17 protein-coding genes and 1 tRNA gene are annotated in these 21059 nt (G+C 39.1%); 8 read left to right on the top strand and 10 right to left on the bottom strand.

Annotation, left to right across the window (positions count from 1 at the left end; all coding sequences use genetic code 11):
- Nucleotides 1-46: 46 nt before the first annotated feature.
- Entirely contained in the window at nucleotides 47-1117 is a 1071-nt protein-coding gene (locus tag CTN07_RS05160; RefSeq protein ID WP_370469540.1) for a Preprotein translocase subunit SecY, read from the bottom strand.
- 307 nt (nucleotides 1118-1424) lie between these two features.
- Between CTN07_RS05160 and CTN07_RS05155 the strand changes: the two genes are divergently transcribed.
- Entirely contained in the window at nucleotides 1425-1673 is a 249-nt protein-coding gene (locus CTN07_RS05155; RefSeq protein WP_036765481.1) for a hypothetical protein, read from the top strand.
- Between the two features lie 261 nt (nucleotides 1674-1934).
- Nucleotides 1935-2999 (top strand): L-asparaginase 2, encoded by a 1065-nt coding sequence (gene ansB, locus CTN07_RS05150; protein WP_005304433.1) that lies wholly within the window; start codon nucleotides 1935-1937, stop codon nucleotides 2997-2999.
- A gap of 79 nt (nucleotides 3000-3078) precedes the next feature.
- Here the strand turns inward: ansB and CTN07_RS05145 are convergent, their stop codons facing one another.
- From CTN07_RS05145 to yjjG, 6 genes are all read right to left on the bottom strand, one after another.
- Nucleotides 3079-3372 (bottom strand): SemiSWEET transporter, encoded by a 294-nt coding sequence (locus CTN07_RS05145; protein WP_036765951.1) that lies wholly within the window; start codon nucleotides 3370-3372, stop codon nucleotides 3079-3081.
- A gap of 92 nt (nucleotides 3373-3464) precedes the next feature.
- Entirely contained in the window at nucleotides 3465-4808 is a 1344-nt protein-coding gene (gene brnQ, locus CTN07_RS05140; protein WP_005304436.1) for a branched-chain amino acid transport system II carrier protein, read from the bottom strand.
- A gap of 166 nt (nucleotides 4809-4974) precedes the next feature.
- Nucleotides 4975-5112: a hypothetical protein gene (locus tag CTN07_RS22745; RefSeq protein ID WP_153274600.1), complete on the bottom strand. Its 138-nt coding sequence runs from the start codon at nucleotides 5110-5112 to the stop codon at nucleotides 4975-4977.
- Between the two features lie 196 nt (nucleotides 5113-5308).
- Nucleotides 5309-7606, bottom strand: coding sequence for a formate C-acetyltransferase (gene pflB / locus CTN07_RS05135; RefSeq protein ID WP_005304438.1), 2298 nt, complete (start codon nucleotides 7604-7606; stop codon nucleotides 5309-5311).
- Between the two features lie 284 nt (nucleotides 7607-7890).
- The gene (gene brnQ, locus CTN07_RS05130; RefSeq protein ID WP_005304441.1) at nucleotides 7891-9204 is read right to left on the bottom strand and encodes a branched-chain amino acid transport system II carrier protein; all 1314 of its coding nucleotides are present in this window, start codon (nucleotides 9202-9204) and stop codon (nucleotides 7891-7893) included.
- Between the two features lie 310 nt (nucleotides 9205-9514).
- On the bottom strand, nucleotides 9515-10189 hold the full coding sequence (yjjG, locus tag CTN07_RS05125) for a pyrimidine 5'-nucleotidase (protein WP_005304443.1): 675 nt from the start codon (nucleotides 10187-10189) through the stop codon (nucleotides 9515-9517).
- A gap of 507 nt (nucleotides 10190-10696) precedes the next feature.
- On the opposite strand from yjjG, the gene CTN07_RS05120 reads away from it, so the two are divergent.
- From CTN07_RS05120 to CTN07_RS05105, 4 genes are all read left to right on the top strand, one after another.
- Complete coding sequence (locus CTN07_RS05120; protein ID WP_036765485.1) at nucleotides 10697-13042, top strand: glycosyl hydrolase family 18 protein; 2346 nt, start codon at nucleotides 10697-10699, stop codon at nucleotides 13040-13042.
- Nucleotides 13043-13289: 247 nt separating this feature from the next.
- A tRNA-Gly gene (locus tag CTN07_RS05115) sits at nucleotides 13290-13364 on the top strand.
- A 202-nt stretch (nucleotides 13365-13566) separates the two neighbouring features.
- Nucleotides 13567-14130, top strand: coding sequence for a type II secretion system protein (locus CTN07_RS23215; RefSeq protein ID WP_005304449.1), 564 nt, complete (start codon nucleotides 13567-13569; stop codon nucleotides 14128-14130).
- A gap of 66 nt (nucleotides 14131-14196) precedes the next feature.
- Nucleotides 14197-14535 carry a hypothetical protein gene (locus CTN07_RS05105; RefSeq protein WP_036765487.1) on the top strand — a complete coding sequence of 113 codons (339 nt, stop codon included), beginning with the start codon at nucleotides 14197-14199 and terminating at the stop codon, nucleotides 14533-14535.
- Between the two features lie 42 nt (nucleotides 14536-14577).
- Here the strand turns inward: CTN07_RS05105 and CTN07_RS05100 are convergent, their stop codons facing one another.
- From CTN07_RS05100 to CTN07_RS05090, 3 genes are read right to left on the bottom strand one after another with little or no spacing between them, the layout of a single operon-like run.
- Nucleotides 14578-15534: a PfkB family carbohydrate kinase gene (locus tag CTN07_RS05100; RefSeq protein WP_005304451.1), complete on the bottom strand. Its 957-nt coding sequence runs from the start codon at nucleotides 15532-15534 to the stop codon at nucleotides 14578-14580.
- On the bottom strand, nucleotides 15534-16931 hold the full coding sequence (locus CTN07_RS05095) for a purine-cytosine permease family protein (RefSeq protein ID WP_005304455.1): 1398 nt from the start codon (nucleotides 16929-16931) through the stop codon (nucleotides 15534-15536). The genes CTN07_RS05100 and CTN07_RS05095 overlap by 1 nt, the downstream gene beginning before the upstream one ends.
- Nucleotides 16932-16943: 12 nt before the next feature.
- Nucleotides 16944-17978 carry an ADP-ribosylglycohydrolase family protein gene (locus CTN07_RS05090; RefSeq protein WP_005304458.1) on the bottom strand — a complete coding sequence of 345 codons (1035 nt, stop codon included), beginning with the start codon at nucleotides 17976-17978 and terminating at the stop codon, nucleotides 16944-16946.
- A gap of 150 nt (nucleotides 17979-18128) precedes the next feature.
- Between CTN07_RS05090 and CTN07_RS05085 the strand changes: the two genes are divergently transcribed.
- Together CTN07_RS05085 and CTN07_RS05080 are read left to right on the top strand one after the other, a co-directional pair.
- Entirely contained in the window at nucleotides 18129-18866 is a 738-nt protein-coding gene (locus CTN07_RS05085) for a GntR family transcriptional regulator (protein WP_036765489.1), read from the top strand.
- Between the two features lie 575 nt (nucleotides 18867-19441).
- On the top strand, nucleotides 19442-20908 hold the full coding sequence (locus CTN07_RS05080; protein WP_005304463.1) for an MFS transporter: 1467 nt from the start codon (nucleotides 19442-19444) through the stop codon (nucleotides 20906-20908).
- The last annotated feature ends 151 nt before the right edge of the window (nucleotides 20909-21059 follow it).

Below are 21059 nucleotides of genomic sequence, written 5' to 3'. Positions count from 1 at the left end.
TGAAACAGATGTTCAGGCTTTATATATCATTCGCGGTATAATTGGATTACGCGGCGTCTTTAACCCCAATCCATTGGTAGTGGTTGTTGGGCTTTTTCGTCACAATGCCTTCTTCAAGTAATTGTTTGAAAATAGCGTCCACTTCATCTGTTGGCAGTTTTAAGAAGTTACTAACAGCTCGCTTAGTACAATTAACTTTATTTGTACTTAACGCATCAATTGTCTGTTCATAAGGCGTTTTAGGCTCTTCGGGTTCAGGCTCAGGAACGATTGTCACTTCAATTTCTTCATCTGATATCTCAGAGGTACCAACTTCTGATGGGTTGAAATGCTCAAGTAGCTTGATCTCTTTTACTTGGCCGTTAATACCAGCAAGAGAAAGGGCGTTAAGTTGACGATATTGTTGACGGAAGCGATTTTCCTCACCAATTAAACCAACAAAAAATGCCGCGAAGAAGTCTAATAATACGGATAAAAAGACGACTAAACCAAGCTGAGCTTTCTGCGGTGATATATTTAAAGAGTTTGCTAAGCTGTCAATTAGACCAAGTACCGAACCCTGACTTACAACAGGCAGGCTGTCTCGCTCTATTGCAAGCTTTTGCTGATCTTCTCGTAATTTTTCGTTAGCACGTTGGATTCGACTTACACCAGAGGCAATACGTTCCATTTGAATGTATTTTTCAGCCGCTTGGTTATTAAGTTCAATTTGCTTTTCAATTGCAGCAATCTGCATGTTATATGCATTGATTTTGCTTTTTTGTACATTGACATGACTTTGTGCTTGGTTAGTTGCACTGTTAATACCGCCAATGGAACCACCAATAGAAATTGCGGCTAAGACGGCATAAAACAATAGGGCCGACAGTGCACCACCATAATTTTTACGAGCACGACGTTCGCCAACTTCATACCAAGCGAAAAATTTTCCTAGTTCGAAGATAACAGCCAGTCCACCAAATAGAACCTTCATTAATGGGTCATTATCGATGGATAAGAAAAGTAATAGTGAGAATACGATTGAGGCAAGAATAGAGGCGCCAGTAAAACTGTATACCGTCCACATTGCAAACATCCCTTTAGGGTATCGCATTGGTTGTTTTTCGTTATAAAGCATAATGATTAAATCTAGATATATGAGCCGTGCTCTATTTGCTACTTTTTTAAGCAACAAATATAGGAATTAGAATATGTTGCAATAGGATACATTAATTTGTGATCAAATCCCTTATAAATCATTGATTCAGCCAATCTCTCGCTGGATTTTTACACATAGCTTTCATTACTGTATAAACACTACACAGTGATTGAACACTGTATAAATAAACATGATGAAAATACGCTTTTAATTATGGTTTTTGGCTTGTTAAAACAACTTTAAAAACTGGGTATATACTTAACCAATGACGTTGAAGGAGATCGTTATGTTTATTGCAACAGAGCTACAAATGGCAGAGCACACCTCACTTGAAAGCTATGCGGATAACTTGTCTTGCGACTTACCTTCTGGGATTCAATTACATGCTCAAATGCTTGATCCTATTAGTGGGCATTGTCGCTGTATTTGGGAAGTCGATTCAATAGAATCATTACGCCAATATATTGAGCCAACAGCGAACAGTTCTGCCAAATGTCGATATTTTGAAATAGACCCAATTAGAGCAATTTATTGAATATAACCACAATGCATAAAAAATTTAGATGAATAGAATTTGAAAAAATGTTAATACAATTATCACAAAGTTTATTTTGCTAAATTAATATGTGAACACCGTTAATTGCTCGCTCTAGATCTCACTTACTGTTTGATAGATCACATTTTTTATTTATAAATTAGTGACCTTGACCTCAAAAATATCCAGCCTATCGTTTTAGGATTTATTCGATTCCCAAAACATATTTTCATATTTCATTCACATTACTGGTGATTCCCAATGAAAAAAAATCCTATTCGCCTAGGTATGCTGGCTGCTGGCCTGTGTTTCAGTTCTTTCTCTTTTGCTGCAACCGATCTGCCAAATATTAAAATTCTAGCCACTGGCGGTACAATTGCAGGCGCTGGTCAATCTGCGACTAAATCTAATTATACTGCGGGTAAAGTTGGTGTTGATGCGCTTATTGCTGCTGTTCCTGATATGACAAAAATTGCCGATATTTCAGGCGAACAAGTAGTCAGTATCGGTTCACAAGACATGAACGATGAAGTTTGGCTTAAATTAGCTAAACGTGTAAATGAATTATTAGCTCAAGATGATGTTGATGGCATTGTGATCACTCATGGTACGGATACCATGGAAGAAACAGCCTATTTTCTTGATTTAACAGTAAAGAGTAAAAAACCTGTTGTGTTGGTTGGTGCGATGCGTCCATCAACTGCAATGAGTGCTGATGGTCCCGTTAACCTTTACAATGCTGTGGTTGCGGCTACGGATGAAGATTCAAAAGGTCGTGGTGTATTAGTGACAATGAATGACACTATTTTTGATGCACGCGATGTAACAAAAACAAATACCACTTCTGTAAATACTTTCCAGTCACCAAACTTTGGTCCTTTGGGCTATGTTCACAACAGCGATGCAAAATATCAGCGTAGCCCTGAGCGCAAACATACAACAGAAACTGTTTTTGATGTTTCAAAACTGACTTCGCTACCAAAAGTTGGCATTGTGTACAACTATGCTAATGCTTCTGACCTACCAGTTAAAGCGCTTATTGACGCGAAATTTGATGGTATTGTGAGTGCGGGTGTAGGTAATGGTAACCTTTATCACACAGTATTTGATCAGCTAGAGAAAGCCAGCAAAGATGGCATCATGGTCGTACGTAGTTCTCGTACTCCAACAGGCTCAACGACATTAGATGCTGAAATTGATGATGCAAAATATGGCTTTGTTGCATCAGGTACATTGAACCCGCAGAAAGCTCGTATTCTGCTAATGTTGTCTTTGACTCAAACCAAAGACTACAAAGATGTTCAGAAGATGTTCCAGTACTATTAATGACTACTGTTAGTTAGTATTAAATCATTTAGATAAAACAGGCCGCAGCTTATCGTTAAGCTGCGGTTTTTTATTGCTCTTAGAATGTACCACCAGTATGAATAAAGATCCCAAACACCATAGCAGCATCCATCAGAAAACCTAAGCTGTTACCGACCCAGATAGGTGGGTTCTTATGGACAAATCCATAGATAGCCCAAAGTAGTGCCAGTAGGGCATAGAGTACCCAAGTAATAAGCGATAAACCAACAGCGTGTTCACTATGAGAAAAGAACAGCTTATAAAGTTGAGGCAGGGTTGCAAGCGGTCCCACGATACCCATCACCAGCATAAAAGGTTCGAAAGCCTTAGCAACACGTTGAAATACAGACATAAAAAAGTACACCATGTTATTTTTCCTTAAACTATAGGAATAAATACCATGGTGTGCTTAATTCGATGTTGTGTTTTGTGATCTGTTTTTATTTAGTTTAGTGAGTTAGAGGCTTGTGTTTTAAGGCGATAATCAATACGACCAATGCGTTCACCACCTAACTTTGAAGTCCCTAAAGCTGATGTTAAAACCAAAATAACTAGGCACGGTAATAACCAACTTGCGTGTGCGTTATATAGCGGCAAAGCATGTTGGAATAGATCATTAAGTTCTTTAGGCATTTTACCCAAAATACTGATAGCATCGACGCTGCCAAATACTGCTGCAGTAAATAACATTGCAGTATGAGTATAAGCCGACACACTGACGGTAGATGCAGTAAATGATGCGAGAACAAGGGCAATAGCGACCGGGCAAAGTACTAAAATAGCTGGCAGACTGACTTTTAGAATTTGTTCTAGGCCAAAGTTAGCAATAATTCCGGTTAGAACAACAACACAGGTTGCAGTTAAGCCGAAAGAGGCATTAAAAGTTTCTTTGTAGTATTCAGCGCACGCATTAGTTAGGCCAACAGTTGTTGTTAAACAAGCCATGATGATGATAGCGGCCAGTAAGTATTGACCATAAGGGCCAAACTCTCCCGCAACATAGCGAGTTAAAATAACACTACCATTCACGCCATGTTCGGCGATAGCTGAGGCTGTTGCACCTACATAACCCATTGCAATATAGCAACCGCCCATTAGAACTGCATAGATCAACGCTACTTTAAACGTCACACTAGAGATCATTTTTGGCTCTGTGATTCCTTTTGCTCGAATGGCTTGGATAATAACCCAACCAAAACCTACAGCAGCAATCGCATCCATTGTCATATAACCTTGGATTAAACCACTAGTAACAGCCTTATGTTGATAATCACCTACAGGGTGACCAGGAACGCCAAGTGGTGAAATAAATGCAGATAAACCAAGTGCAAGCAGCATTAGGATCAGTGCTGGAGTCATAAATTTACCAATGTAGTCAACAAGCTTACCTGGCTTAAATGCGAGTAGGAGAGTTAAGGCAGAGAAAATGATAGAGAAAACCATTAGATGATCCTGAGTCATAAATGGTTTGATTCCCATTTCATAAGCAACGGTTACTGCTCGTGGCATACCAAATGCAGGGCCTATCGCCGTGAACAGAAGAACCCAGAAAGTGGTTGCGAGCCATTTTGGTAATGCATTTGTCAAATATTGAGTACAACTAATTCGACCTAGAACAATAATAGTAAAAGCAGGAAGACCAACCGCAGTGACCAAAAATGCACTCATTGCGGTGAAAAGAGAGGTACCTGCATCCAATCCGAGTGATGGCGGGAAAATTAAGTTACCAGCCCCTAGAAAGAGGGCAAAGGTCATTAAGCCAATGGCGAGTAAGTCTTGTGTTTTCACTGTGTACTTCCTGCTGTTTTTTATCGCATTACCAACACTTTTAAGTAGAGTGTTATACGTATTGGGATTGCTTAAGTATTTGTTCCGGCAGGAGCTGAGAAAGAAAGGCAAATAATGAGATGCAATCTCCCGTCAGCTCGGCTGACGGAAGTGTGTCACCGCCAGCCTAGCGAATAATCACTAGAATAATAGCGGTAATAATTCGTGTTGTTCGAGTCAACATCTGTAACGTAGTCGTCACCATCGAACCTCGATGGCTAGTCGGTACCTTGGCGGTAAAATGTGCAAACTTTGCTGACATCATGACTAACGACTTCCAAATAAAAACGAAACAACAGAGCTAAAATATAAATAAAAATCTGTGAAGTAAAGGGAAATTTCAAAATTTTATAATGAAAAAAATTCGTACCAACAGTTTCTTATTACTATTAGTACGAATTTAAATTAACTAACCAACTGATTTTTATATATTACTTATAGGTATAATTAATAGTGAGTAATTACAATTTATCAGTAAATGTTCGGCTGATTACATCTTGCTGTTGCTCTCGAGTCAATGAATTGAAACGAACTGCATAACCAGAAACTCGAATTGTTAATTGAGGGTACTTCTCAGGATGTTCGACCGCATCAAGTAACATATCTCGATTTAACACATTAACGTTTAAGTGCTGGCCACCTTCGATCGTTTCATGATTTCCGTGTGCTTCGTGGTGGAAATAGCCGTCCATCAGCGCTGCTAGATTCTGCTTTTGCGTCTCTTCATCTTTACCTAATGCGTTTGGTACAATAGAGAAAGTGTAAGAGATACCGTCTTTTGCATAAGCAAAAGGCAGTTTAGATACTGAAGTTAGCGATGCTACGGCACCTTTTTCATCACGACCATGCATAGGGTTAGCTCCTGGGCCAAATGGCATACCTGCACGACGACCATCTGGGGTATTACCCGTTTTTTTACCATATACTACATTTGATGTGATGGTTAAAATTGATTGAGTTGGTGTCGCTTCTCGGTAGGTATGCATTTTTTGAATTTTCTTCATAAAGCGTTCTACCAGATCACAGGCTATATCATCAACACGAGCATCGTTGTTACCGAATTTTGGATAATCACCGCTGATTTCAAAATCAATAGCAACACCATCTTCATCACGAATCGGTTTTACTGTCGCGTATTTTATCGCTGCTAATGAATCGGCAACAACAGATAAACCTGCAATACCACATGCCATCGTACGATAAACATCTTTATCCATAAGTGCCATTAATGATGCTTCGTAGCTATAACGATCGTGTGAGTAGTGAATAATATTTAATGCAGTTACATACTGAGTTGCAAGCCAATCCAACATGCTATCAAAGCGAGGCATTAAGGTATCAAAATCTAAGATATCATCAACGACTTTATCTGTTTTTGGGCCGACTTGAGCTTTAGATTTCTCATCAATACCACCATTGATTGTATACAGTAAAGCTTTTGCTAAATTAGCTCGAGCTCCAAAGAACTGCATATGTTTCCCCACAATTTGAGGGCTTACACAACACGCAATTGCATAATCATCATTATTGAAATCAGGACGCATTAAGTCGTCATTTTCATATTGAACTGAAGAGGTATCAATTGACACTTTTGCTGCATATTTCTTGAACGACAATGGTAATTGTTCTGACCATAGAATTGTCATGTTTGGCTCTGGCGCAGGACCCATTGTGTGCAATGTATGCAGATAGCGGAATGTTGTCTTGGTTACTAGGGTACGACCATCAACACCCATCCCCGCCATTGCTTCTGTTGCCCAAATCGGATCACCTGAGAACAATGAATCGTATTCAGGGGTACGAAGGAAACGAACCATTCGAAGTTTCATAATAAAGTGGTCAATCATCTCTTGAGCTTGTTGCTCATTGATCAATCCATTTTCCAGATCGCGCTGAATATAGACATCAAGGAATGTCGATGTACGACCTAAAGACATCGCCGCACCATTTTGTGACTTAACTGCAGCAAGATAACCAAAGTAAGTAAATTGGATAGCTTCTTGGGCAGTGCGTGCTGGTAGCGACATATCAATACCGTACTTAAGACCCATTTGACGGATATCTTCTAGTGCTTGGAATTGGTCTGCTAACTCTTCACGTAGACGCAGTGTTTTCTCAAGATCTTGGCCTTGTTCTAAGAAAGCTTGTGTTGAATCAAATTGTTCTTTTTTATCTGCTTTTAAATAATCAATACCATATAAAGCTAAACGGCGGTAATCACCAATAATTCGGCCTCGACCATATGCATCTGGTAAGCCCGTAATAATACCTGATTTACGGCAAGCAAGAATTTCTTTGGTATAAAGGTCAAAACACGCTTTATTATGTGTTTTGCGATATTCGGTAAAGATTTTCTCTACACTAGGATCAAGTTGACGACCGTATACCTCGCAAGAGTTTTTCACCATACGGATACCACCGTTGGCAATAATAGAACGTTTTAATGGTTTATCGGTTTGTAAGCCAACAATTTTTTCCAGATCTTTGTTAATGTAACCGGCATCGTGAGAAATAATGGTTGATGGAAGATCGGTATCGAAATCAATTGGAGCATGAGTACGACTTTCTTCTTTTATACCTTCTAAAACTTGGTTCCATAGAGCAGTAGTTGAGTCACTGACATCTGCTAAGAAAGATTCATCGCCTTCATATGGTGTGTAGTTGGTTTGAATAAAGTCTCGGGTATTAACGCTTTTTTGCCATTCGCCAGCAGAAAAACCAGTCCACGCATCTAACATATCTGTTGTTGGAATTGTCATCGATAGATCCCTAATTTATTGATAAATCAAAAAATTGAATGTTGTAGTCACAACCACTCTTAATTGTTTTCACTATAGGGATAATATCAATATGTGTAAAATGAATGCTTTTCATTTTTTATATGATTTTTGTGCATTAATTGTTTTTTATTATTTATATTCAGTGTATTAACGCATTTTGTTATGAGAGTATATGTGGCTATTTTTGATATAAAAAAAGAGCCAGAAATTTCTGACTCTTTGGTTAACGTATGTAAGTGAAAAGGAAATAAGTCGCTTAGTTCTTATTGGGCAGGTGCAACTTCTGTTCGACGTTTAACGAGCGTTACAGCTTTTACTGCAATAATGACAATAAACACAGGTGCTAACCAACTTACATGCGAATTAAATAGAGGGATCCACTGTTGGCACACTTCTTTTGTCCCTTCAGAAAGCTTACCTAAAATATTTAGGGCATCAAGAGAACCAAATAGAGCTGCAACGATTACAATAGCTGTTTGTTCTAGTGATACAGACTTTGCTTGGTTGTTGCCTAATGCAATAGTCGCGATGATTAGCGCAATTGCGATCGGGCACAAAATAAGAATCGCAGGTAAGCTTACTTCAATAATTGTTTCAAGGCCGACATTAGATACAAGAGCGGTCAGTAGGGTAATCACCATTGCACTATGACGAAATTTGATGCCATATGTGTTTTGGTAATACTCGGCATTTGCATTGGTTAAACCGATAGTTGTGGTTAAACATGCCATTAGGGTAATCGCAGCAAGTAAAAATTGGCCTAATGCCCCAAACTCACCCGCAGCATAGCGCGTTAGAATTTCACCACCATTGGTTGCATTGGCTGCAATTGTTGAAGAGGTTGCGCCTAGATAACCCATCGCTAAGTAACATAGAGACATCAATGTTGCGTAGATAGCAACGACTTTGAAGATATAACCGGATAGGGCTTTATTACATTCAACACCTTTGCTACGAATGGTTTGAATAATTACCCAACCAAAGGCCACTGCAGCAATCGCATCTAGAGTCATATACCCTTGAATTAAACCATTCACAACAGGGGCCTTCTGATAGATTTCTGTTGCTGGAAGAGTTCCACCTAAAGGGTTAACCAGCGCGGCAATAACTAACACAGCAAGCATTAAAATCAGTGCTGGTGTCATTACTTTACCGATGTAATCAACTAATTTTCCTGGTTTTACCGCAAGAAGTAGCGTTAAAGCACAGAAGATAATGGAGAAGATCATAAGGCCATCGTTGCTGCCAACAAAAGGCTTTATACCCATCTCATAAGCAACCGTTACCGCACGAGGTAATACAAAGGCAGGCCCTAAAGTGGTTAAAACAAGAAACCAAAAGGTACGATCTAGCCATTTAGGCAAACGGGCGGTGAGTTTATCAGCAGAAGATAAACGGCCTAAAACTAATAAAGTTAGAGCAGGTAAACCAACCGCAGTTAGTAAGAAACCACCAATCGCAATCAACCAGTTTTCGCCAGCCTGTTGAGCCATTAGCGGTGGAAATATTAGATTACCCGCCCCAAGAAAAAGGGCAAAAGTCATGAATCCTATCGCTGCAAGTTCCGTTCTTTTCACACAACATACCTTCTAAGTTATGTCGGTTAACTTGCGGATAGTAGAGGAGATTTGATATTCATCTGTTTACCCGCCAGCTTAGCCGACGAATAAACACATACCGTCAGCGTCAGATTTTGACGACGACGACAGAGACAGAAGAGTTAGAGATCAACGCTGCATAGGCAGAACGCGAATTCAGATTGTATGACGTAATAGACATATAACTAACTCTTCAGTAACATGGGATAGTCAGAAATTAAATGGATTCATCTCTTTTGTAAAGAAAAAGTTTGTATTAATTTTGTTTATCTCTGTTAATGCTTAAAAATCAGTTAAGAAGATACTGTTTAAGATCTAATAAACTCTGAACACATAGTGATGGCTTAATATGATTTGGTTGAATTTTTCCATCTACATTTAACCAGCATGTCTCCATTCCTGCATTGATACCCCCTAAAATATCGGTATCAATATTATCTCCTACCATTAAGACATGGTTTGGTTCTGTTTGCCCCATATGTTTTAGAGCGTAATCGAAAATCTCTTTAGCGGGTTTTGGATAACCTACTTGCTCTGAGATCACTAAGAGATCGAAAGCATCGCCCAGCCCAGTTTTTTCTAACCGAATTTGTTGTAAATCAGTAAAGCCATTGGTAATGATACCTAATTTAACGTGGCCTTTTAAGCTATCAATCAGCTCTTTGGCATGGGGAAGTAGCGTACAAATATCAGCCATGGCGTTGAGAAAATCTCGATTGAGTTGCTCAGTAGAAAGTCCAGACTTGGCAGACCATTGTTGAAAACGCTGGGTTTTTAACTCTGATGCTGTGATTTTTCCTTCTTGATAGTTAATCCATAGTGGTTTGTTAAGCTGCTGATATTCGAGAAAATCATCTTCTGTGAATACAATATTATGGCGAGAAAACATCAGCTGTAGCCCTTTGAATGCATCAAAATGAAATAGGGTTTCATCGGCATCAAATAGGATCCATTGGTACTTCATAACATCCTCATCTTTATTTCTAACTGCAAAAAAGCAAACGGTTTTATTTGCTGTGCGGTAGGCTACGTTAACCACAAAAAATAGCAATTTAAAAGTAAGATAATCGATTCAAGTTAAAGGAAACAGCCCAGTATCATATCGAGTTCTTTTTATGCTGTTGTACAAAGTGTTATATCAGAACCCACTTATTTTTATCTAGTAAACTAGCTTAATATAAGTAACGGAAATGTTATCAAAAACGGAACTAATCTGACTAATTGACACAAAATAGCGTAATTAAGTTGCATTTTTTTGTACACTGATTCAATTTTTGCAAAACTTTTTCGCGTTCTAAAAAAACTTCATCAAGAATAAAAGCAGTATTCAGCCACCGAAAAAAGCATAAAACAATGCAAAAGCTGTTATCTCTGAATGACATTACTAAAACTGTGGTTTAGAGCTGTATGGCTGAATAGTGGAGACAGTGTAAGTCACATTATTTTTAATTGTAAACGTGGAGTACAAGGAATGAAAAAGGGACATTGCCTGACCAAAATTGCAGGTGTTGTAGCAAGTATTATGATGGCTGGTGGAATCACATCGGTTCAAGCTGCGCCAAGTCATGATAAAAATGTTATTGGTTACATCACTCAATGGGAAGCATGGAAAGGAACCAATGCAGGCTTTAGCGTAAAAGGTGAAGCAACTCACCTAAACGTTGATATGGATATTTACTCAATTTTGAACTTCTCTTTCTTTGGTGTGGCGAAAGATGGTTCACTACACAGTGGCGATCTTCGTAATAAATCTATCTATCAGCCGGGAGCAGTACAAGAGCCTGGACCACTTCTTCACCCTGATGTGTATTCAAGTTGGGATTTTCATATTTTATGGGGAGAGCTTGAATATATTCACCAATATCCAAATGATGAGCCGTGGGATGCTGAGAACCTGAAAAAAGTACAAGAACAAGGTTTTGTGAAACATGGTAATGGTTGGAAACATGAGCCTACGGGCATCACAGGTCAATATCCGATCCCTTTGAAGAAAGCCGGTGGTGCTCCAGGTCTTATCGATCTAGCGCATGAAAAAGGCGTTAAAGTCATGGCATCTCTAGGTGGTTGGAGTATGTCTAAACACTTCCCTGAGATGGCGCGTGATGAAGCGAAAAAAGCTCGTTTCTTAGCTGATGTCGATAAATTAATGGCATTAGGATTTGATGGTATTGATATCGACTGGGAATATCCAGGCCATGGCGGTATGAACTTCCAAGGTAGTCCTGATGATTTTGCAAACTTTGAACAGTTAATGGAAGATATTCGTAAGCGTATTGGTCCAGATAAACTGCTTACTGCGGCCTTTGCTGCATCAACCGCTAAATTAGAAGGATTTAATTGGCCTCGTCTTGTTGCTTCAATGGACTACTTTAACATGATGACCTATGACCTTAATGGTGGTTGGTCAAATGTAACTGGTCATAATGCGCCGTTGTACCCATATCCAGAAGAAGAGTATGCAGGTCTGGATCTTGATACATTACGTATTTGGATGGCAGAAAAAGGTATCCCTTCTGACAAAATTAACTTCGGTGCTGCATTCTATGGCCGTGGTGTGCAAACGACAGAATCAACAGCATACTTAGGCGCTCCAACCGATAAACGTATGGTCAATATGAGTGTTGATGGTCCATTAATGTCGTCAGTCGATCTTGATAACTGGAAAGAGTTTGAAGGGCAGCCAAACTACAATTACCTTAAGAAAGTGGCTGGATGGGAGCATAAATGGGATGATAACGCTCAAGTTCCATATGCCATCAAGGGTAAGTATTTCTTAAGTTATGATGATGTACCGTCTATTAAGAAAAAAGCACAGTATATTGTTGATAATGAACTTGGTGGCGTGATCGTATGGCAGGTTCATGGTGATATTGAGTGTAAAGGTACTTTCATCAATCACGGTTCAAAACTCAAAGAGTGTACCGATCTTAGCTCACCATTAGCTGAAGCCATTGATTCGGTTTTTAGTGCTAATACAACGCCAAATGCTGCGCCGGTGCTTACAGTTCCTGATGCACAAAATGTCGATGCGACTCAAAGTATCAGTTTTGTTGTGTCTGCAACAGATGCCGATGGCGATAAGCTAACCTTTAGTGCAACAGGTGCTGACATTGTCAATAATGGCGATGGTAGTGCAACGGTTACCTATATTGCCCCTAATACCGGCATTGATAAGCAAGAAGTAGTCAAAGTAACGGTATCTGATGGTCGTAAGAGTGTCAGTAAAGATGTTGTTATTAATGTAAAAGGAACTGGTGTTGTTGAAAATACACCACCAACATTAACAGCACCTGCGACTGCTGAAGTGAAAAGTGGTGAAACTCTTGTCATTTCTGTATCAGCGACCGATGCTGAAGGTGATAGTTTGACTTATACCGCATCGCAAGGAACCGTAACATCTACTACTTCAGGTGCCGATATCAGTTTCACAGCACCAGTCGTTGATGCTGATACGACAGTAAACCTTGTCGTTACGGTTTCTGATGGTCAAGCTGAAGCCTCGCAATCTGTCGTTATTACTGTAAAAGCTGAAGCGGCATCCGGTAACACTTGGGATCCTAACGCTGTTTATAATACAGGCGATACGGTTATATATGATGGTGTAACTTATACTGCGAAGTGGTGGACTCAAGGGGATAAGCCAGGAGCTAGTGATGTATGGCAAGCATTTGATGATGGTTCTCTAAAAGAGTGGTCAGCCGATAAAGTTTACAATGGCGGTGACCAAGCAACGTTTGAAGGTAATACCTATAAAGCGAAATGGTGGACTAAAGGCGATCAACCAGGAAATCCTAACGGTCCTTGGCAGTTGATCTAACGGTAACTTGCGTATCTCGTTTTAAGTCACCTTAATTATTTAAGCCTTACTCTTGTTATTTCAAGGTAAGGCTTTTGTGTTAGCTAACTAATTGAACCTATTGATCTTTAATTGATCAAAAGCGGTGATAAATTGTGACGTGGTTCTCACTTTTTGTTTTATGGGGTTTTCAAACTCAATTAGAAAGAGCATATTACAACTCAAGCGATGCGAAGTAACTTTCTGATTTACTTCAACAAGTATCCAAGCGGGCATCGTATAATGGCTATTACCTCAGCCTTCCAAGCTGATGATGCGGGTTCGATTCCCGCTGCCCGCTCCAAGAATTTTAAAGAAAAGCTCATACTTAGGTATGGGCTTTTTTTGTACCTATCATTTATTTCATTAAAGCTAATTATTCCCTGAATACCTAAAGCGCGTTGTTAGCTATCGATAAATCTATGTTTACCTATTGAATGTATGCTATGTCAGCATATAATATAGGTCAATGAATTGACAGTTGATTGACGTATGGGTGTCTCTTAATGAAGCGGAATGGATTTACTTTAATTGAATTGGTTGTTGTGATTGTTATTTTGGGTATTTTAGCGGTTGTCGCAGCACCTAAGTTTTTAAATTTACAACAAGACGCAAGAGATGCTTCGCTGAAAGGTTTAAAAGGTAGCATAGAATCAACGTTAGATGTAACTTACGCTAAACTTGCAACGTTAGGCTTAGAAAATGCTGCTTATGTAGTTGATAAACCTACTGGTAAGCATGAGAATGAAGTTGTCGCAGATTTATCAACATTTGGATGTAATAAAGATGGTCGTTGTTTGTTTGAGTATGGTTATCCAAGTGATTATGGTCCAACCTTAGCTGTCCTTGTTAATGGAATCTCAGCTAATGAACATGCTCCGTCGGATGATTTTGTTGCTGTAAGAAAAGGAAAAACTTCAGACGATTTAGCTATCACGTTTAAAAATAATGTTGAAAGATTAAGTTCAAACCAGGTTGTTTTAAAACCTGACGCTAGTTGTTATATCGATTATTCAAGACCATCCAAAGATAAACCTCGACCGGTTCTTACCATCGTACCTTGTAAATAATACCATTAACCAGCTCATGAGTTTGAGCCGGTTGTTTTTATTACACAGTATTTTCTATAAGCAACTATGATTCCACTTTATAACTATATTGCAGCCATCAAAGGGTATAGCTCAGAACAACGCATAGCATCAACAGAAATTGAAAAATATGTAGTAAATGATGATGGTGTATTGGTTGAAACGCTCATTAAGACTGTGAAATTTGAAGATGATGTAGTGGTCCAACTCGAAGAAGAATTTGAGCAGGTTCATTTTCAAGAAGAGGGGGTATGCCCTGAATGTTGGATTTCTTATGAAGTGCTATTCTCACCAGAATCAATAAATATATCTCCGAATAAAAAGCATTTTATCAATCGTTGTCAGGAGTCTTTCTGGCTCAAAATCAATAAAGCTCAGTCAGCATAATCATCAGCCGCAGAGTGAGATCTGCGGCTGATTTGTATCTTATCATTGATTCTGTGCAAAAATAGCCAGTTCATCTCGTGTTGGTGCACCATCTGAGCCAACTTTGCTCACAACAATGGCTGCAACCATATTACCTAACCGAGTAGATTCAACCAGAGATAAGCCTGATGCTAATCCTGCAATAACTCCCGCACAATGACTATCACCAGCTGCAATTGTATCGGCAACTTCAACCTGAAATGCCGGTTCTGTCATGGGAATATTATCCGGTTCGCACACTGTTGCCCCTTCACAATCAAAACGGCAAATAAGCTGACAATTATGTTGATTGGCAAAGAAATGAGCCGCAACGACATTATCGCCTTCTTGTTGATCTATACGATTCATCAACATGGCCAATTCATCACGATTTAACGTTAAAATAGGCTGTTTTTCTATTAGCTGAATTAAAAACTCACTACTAAGTTCATTAATTCGAGGACCTAAATCAAGGTATAACGTCTTATCATTTGTTTGTGATAGTAGCCACTGCTGTAGTGGTTGTGCATGCGTACCGACTAATTCATACCCTGACACATAAATAATGGCATTATCTGGGGTGGGGATTTTAGCCAATAGTTCAGGGCTCCACTCTTGCTCACAACCGTTAACCGTAATAAATGTACGTTCTTTTGTCTTATCAACTAAAGCAATACACCATCCATTATCTTTTGTTGGATGGAAGAGCAAAGGGGACAGATGTTCTTTTTGCATTTCCTGCTCAATAGCTTGTCCCCATTTGCCGTTACCAATTGATATGCCATTTATCACAGGAATGGAAAGGCGACTGAGAGCTCTGGCTACGTTAAAGGCACATCCACCAATGTGTTGTCCCATTTCATTGGCTTCAATATCAGCCCCACTGGTTGGCAGTTGATCTACTTCTAGCATTAGATCGCCAAATGCTGCACCAATTACAATAACAGGACGAGTGGGGTGTAAATGTAAAATATCGATCATTAGCGCGCCTTTTTCGATATGAGAACAATACGATACAAAATCATAGCGACAGCAAAAGAGATAAATAAACCTAGGCTCGAATCGGCGAAGACACCTATAGCAAATGGGCCATCAATAAAGCCTGTTTTAGATACCATCAAGCCAGATAGAGAGCCGATAAGCCAGCATGCAAGAGTTGGTTTATTAATCCCAGTATCACCGTAAAGTTCTTGTTCTGTGTAACCTTGTTTGACGTGGTTGTGATAGAAGTCGGTAACGAAAATCGCAGCCCAAGACGCTAAGAAAATACCACAGAAAACCAGAAATGAGATAAAAGGCCCTAAGAAGTCACCAGAGATAAACAACACATAGACTGCAATAGTTAATACAATGATTGCATCGAGAGTGATTGCCGTGCGCTGTTTTAATTTCACTCCCATACTAAGAAGGTTCAAGCTTGCTGAATAAAGGCTTAGTACTGCAATAGTGATAATACCTGCAACTGCTGCGGCTAAATATGGAATAGCCATCCAGTTTGGCAGCAATTTACCAATAGCAGAAATTGGATTTTCATTTGAGGCTAAGTCCGGGATTTGGCTGGTCAGTAGAATACCGGTTAGCATCAGCATAATTAAAGGCAGAGCAGCACCGCCAACAACCGACTGAAAAATAGAACCTTGACTTGAGTGAGGGCTTTGATCTCGGCTGTAATCAGCTCCCGCTATGGCCCAGCTGATACCCGTACCTGCGGCAATAATTGAAACTGCTGGAAGAAAACCTGTTAGCCAGTCACCAGAAGGCAGCGCTAAAATTGTATGCCAGTTAGCGGTAAACATCAGATAGACAGCAACAACGAATGTCATTGCACCAAAAGTTCGGGTGATCCATTTTTGCATGGTTAATACGGTATCTTGACCGAGAATACTAACCGCAACGGTTAAGCCGCCAAATAGAATTAATGAGAATGTGGTTAAGAACGTATTTTCTTCAAAACCAACGGCAACAAACAGAGCAACCAATGTTAATGTGCCAGTGATGATGTTAACAGCTTCCCAGCCCATAAGGTTGAGCCAACAAAACGCAGTAGGAGCAATATTACCTTTCTTACCAAAACTAGAACGAGACAGTGTGAGGGTAGTAGTGCGACCAATTTTACCAGCAATGCTTGAGATGCCAACTAAAGAGAATGAAGCTACCCCTACTATGGCGGCTAATACTGATTGAAAAAATGATAAGCCAAAAGAAACAATAATCGCACCATATACCACACCTAAAATACCAATATTGGCGGCACACCAAACAAAAAATAGTTCGCTAGGCTTTTTGGTTTGATGGCTAGGGGGTATTAAACCAATACCTAACTCATCAATAGAACTGTCGACATCAAATTGATTATCGGTTGAATTGTGCATTGTCATATAAGTAGTCCTTTATTTTGACAAGTTAGCTTCGCGGAATTGGCATAACGCCGCTGCATAAGGGGTAAAATCGATGTGGTTTGCTTGATTAATTTGGTCAACGGTATCGTTTGAAATGCGATTTATTCCATGGATAGCACCACAGATTGCAGTTGCCATTGCGCCAATGGTATCGGTATCTCCGCCTAAATTAGCGGCTAGCTCAGCACACAAATGTGGATCAGTGTTGGACAGTTCAACCAAAGCAATAGCGGTTGGAATTGATTCAATAATGTCCATTCCCGCGCCTACTTTTTGGTATAAATTGGTTAGGCCTTGTTGTTCATTATGTTCAGAGGCGACAACATTTAACGCATATTGGATACGTTCGCCAAGAAGTGGACTGAATGTAGACTCAAACGTTTGTTGAGTTTCGTTCGCTAGGGGGATAATTTCTTGTTTTATGATGTTCCAGCTTGCACCTTCAATGGCTCGACTGATCGCCCAAGCAATAACGCTGGCCCCAGCAATCGCAATATCGGATTTATGGGTTGGTAGGCAAGAAAGACGAACCCCATTAATAAAAGCGGCTCTATCATAGGTCGGCAGTAAGCAACCAATGGGTGAAACTCGCATTGCTGAGCCGTTAGTGACGCCGTTTGCTTCAATCTCTTCAAAAGAAATACCTTGATCAAGAGCATTTAAAGCGGCTTTTGATGTTGGACCTAAGATGTTCTTCTCAAATGCATTAATACGTTTAGCCCAAGCCATAATATGTGAAGCGATAAGATAGGGTTCGATATCACCTTTAGCTTCAATAATCGCATCCATAAGAGCAACACATTGGGCTGTATCGTCGGTATATTCGCCTGCTTTAAACTCGTTGGCGGCAATATTTTCTGCAGGACCATCAAGTAGAGTGTTAATCCATCCAAAATGTTGTTCAACACGGCTTTTTGGCCAAAGTTCAGAAGGCATCCCCATGGTATCACCCAATGCCTGACCATACAGGCAGCCTAAAATACGATCTTGAGTATGAATAAGTGTGACGATATCAGCATGAGTCATCTAAGTCTGTCCTATAAATTAAACTTCGTGCATGATAAATCCAGTTTAAGTCCAGTTAAATTGTTTTATGATTCCATTGTGATTATCGCCACATTATTTGTTACTATAGTTGCCAGCATATCATTGATAATAATTATAAAGGCTCATGCAATGGAACTGTCTTTAATCAGATTTATAAAAAATAATCTTAATGCTGAATTGAGTAAGCCGCTCTATATTCAGTTAAAAGATTCGATTGAAATAGCTATAAATAACAAGATGTTAGTTCATGGCAGCGTTTTGCTCTCGGAAAGGAAGCTCGCTCAAGAATTGGCCGTGTCACGAGTGACAATTGTAAAAGCATTAGCTGAATTACAAATTGAAGGTACTGTAGTTAAACAACACGGTAAAGGAACAGTGATCCAGTTGCCAGTCCAGTATGATCTTGCTGGTGGTGGTTTTTCATCGCAATTGAAATCAAAAGGGAAGGTCACTAACCGTTGGATTATTCGAACTCCTGTTTGTGCAGATGATTTTTTAGCTAGAAAACTGGGCGTCATTGTCGGTGACGTAATTTCTCATATTAAACGAGTTCGCTTGATCGATAATGTTCCAGTCTCAATTGAAACGACCTACATTCCACAGTGTTTTATGCCTCGTCCTGATTTACTGGATGGATCTTTATATGAGTATTGGGAAACTATGGGTATCGTGCCTAAGCAACAAGATTATTCGTTAAGTATCTATGTTCCAACCGCGGATGAAGCGCTCTTACTTGATATCCCTAAAGGATCGCCATTAATGAAGGTTGAGCTATCAAGTAAAGATCAAAACGGTGTCGTCTTAGAATATGGTACAGCGATTTGTCGAAGTGATTTTTATCGATTTAATTTTAAGACTACATTGTAAATTGGTTTTCGGCTTTATGGATTATTTTATTTAGCGGTAAAGTCGAAAAGATATTTCGATTTTTTGAGATAATATTCACAGTCGCTTTATTATTTTTATTACTACTGTATAAGAATACTATTAAGTACTTACTTTTTTGTATAAATTTTTCATAAAGATAGCAATTACTTATTCGAGATTTCTAAGTTACTCTAAATTAACTCATTTGCGATTTTTTAAACAAATAATTTAAATTGAGGGTAAAACACTGTTTTTAACAGTATGCTATATCATATCGATTTTAATATATAAGATTTTAAATATGATCGGATACAACTAAATTTTGCTTAAAATACAAACAAAAAGTGTTGGCGGCATTAAGCGCTATCTAGCTAAGTTGTTGATTTGTAAATATCTTTTTTGATTCTGAGTCAGCCAACTTAGTATTATAGCACTATTCATCAAGGCAAAGTACATAGCTTGGTGAATTAGCATAATAAAATATATTTTATTTCTGATTGGTATCTATGTTTGAATACCCGCATGTTTAATACTCGTATTAGCCGTGTTGGCTATAAACACTGTTGACGTATAACATGAATCAAGAAATTGAGATTCAATCACAAAAGACAATTCAGACCTATATTGATGACATATCAAGTTGGCATGAAGAGTCAAAGATTTCTTATATGTCAATGACCAAGGTGCAATGGCGTATTTGGTTGTTGGCGACATTTGGAAAGTTTTTTGAAGGTATGATCGTATTTATGATGGGGCTAACGCTGCCATTGATTACACTTCAATTTCAATTAACTGAGTTTCAAAAAGGTACAATTAGTTCTTCTATATTATTTGGTATTTTAATTGGCGCTAGCGCACTTGGTGGACTGTCTGATCTCTATGGACGTAAGAAAATGTTCATTATAGAGATGGCCTTGCTATCTGTGTGCTTGGTCGGTATGGCATTTAGTCAATCCTATTGGTGTGTATTGCTATTCAACTTTGGTATTGGTTTAGCACTAGGCTGTGATTATCCGACTGCGCACCTAATGATTTCCGAGAGTATCCCAACTAAGAATCGTGGTAAATTGGTTCTTGGGGCGTTTGCTTTCCAGTCCGTTGGCGTCTTGATGGGCATTTTAACTGGTATTGTAGTGCTCTCTTACGTGGAAGATGTTAATGCATGGCGAGTAATGTATGTTTTAGCTTTAGTGCCATCGTTAGCGATTACTATTGCCCGATTTTTTATACCGGAGAGTGCTCACTGGTTACTATCTAAAAATCGAAAGCAAGATGCAGAGCGCTGTCTAAAACGTTTACTAAACCGTGACCAAGCATGTGATATGGCACTTCGCAGTGAGCCAGTACAAGATGAAGTAGAAGTCCAGTCATGGTTACACGGTTATAAAAAGCTGTTTAAAGAAAAATATCGAGCAAAAACAATATTGGCCTCTGCTCCTTGGTTTATTCAGGATCTGGGGACTTATGGTATTGGTATTTTTACCCCGGTAATTTTGGCCTCAGTCCTAGAGCATCAAACCATAGCTGGGGCTGATGAGTTACATAACACTATTGCCAATATTATTTATTCTGCTAAAGGTACGGCGCTAATTGATTCGCTATTAATTGTTGGTGTTATCTGTGCGATTATTTTTTCAGAATCGATTGGTCGTATGAAACTGCAGATCTATGGCTTTGTTGGCTGCGCAGTAGGACTTTTGTTAGCGGCAGTATCGGTAAAAGTACATAGTGATTATCAGATTTATGTACTATTTTTGGGTTTCATGCTGTTCAACTTTATGAATAATTTAGGCCCAAATGCACAAACATATTTGATTTCAGGAGAAGTATTTCCAGTAAAAATCCGAGCTAAAGGTGCGGGATTTGCTGCATCCATTGCTAAGTTAGGGGCGATTCTTACTGCATTTATGTTCCCTATACTCTTACATGTGATTGGTGTCTTTTCACTGTTACTGACTCTTGTTGTTACTTCTTTGTTGGGTGCTTGGGTTACTCATAAGTATCGTTTTGAAACGTCGGGTAAGAATATCGAAAATCTATAATCGATCAATTTATTAAAAATGCCGATGCCTTTGGGTATCGGTATTTTTGTATCTGCTAGATGCTAAAAATGTCAAATAAACAGTGTTGATAAACATATCATTTAGCTTGTTAATTAAACAAACTTTATATCTTTTTTATATCTCCCAGCCG

It is taken from the genome of Photobacterium damselae (assembly GCF_003026815.1).
GTDB classification, from domain to species: Bacteria; Pseudomonadota; Gammaproteobacteria; order Enterobacterales; family Vibrionaceae; genus Photobacterium; species Photobacterium damselae.
The sequence above is the reverse complement of the archived record's forward strand: the minus strand, read 5'-3'. Positions and strand labels throughout refer to the sequence as shown.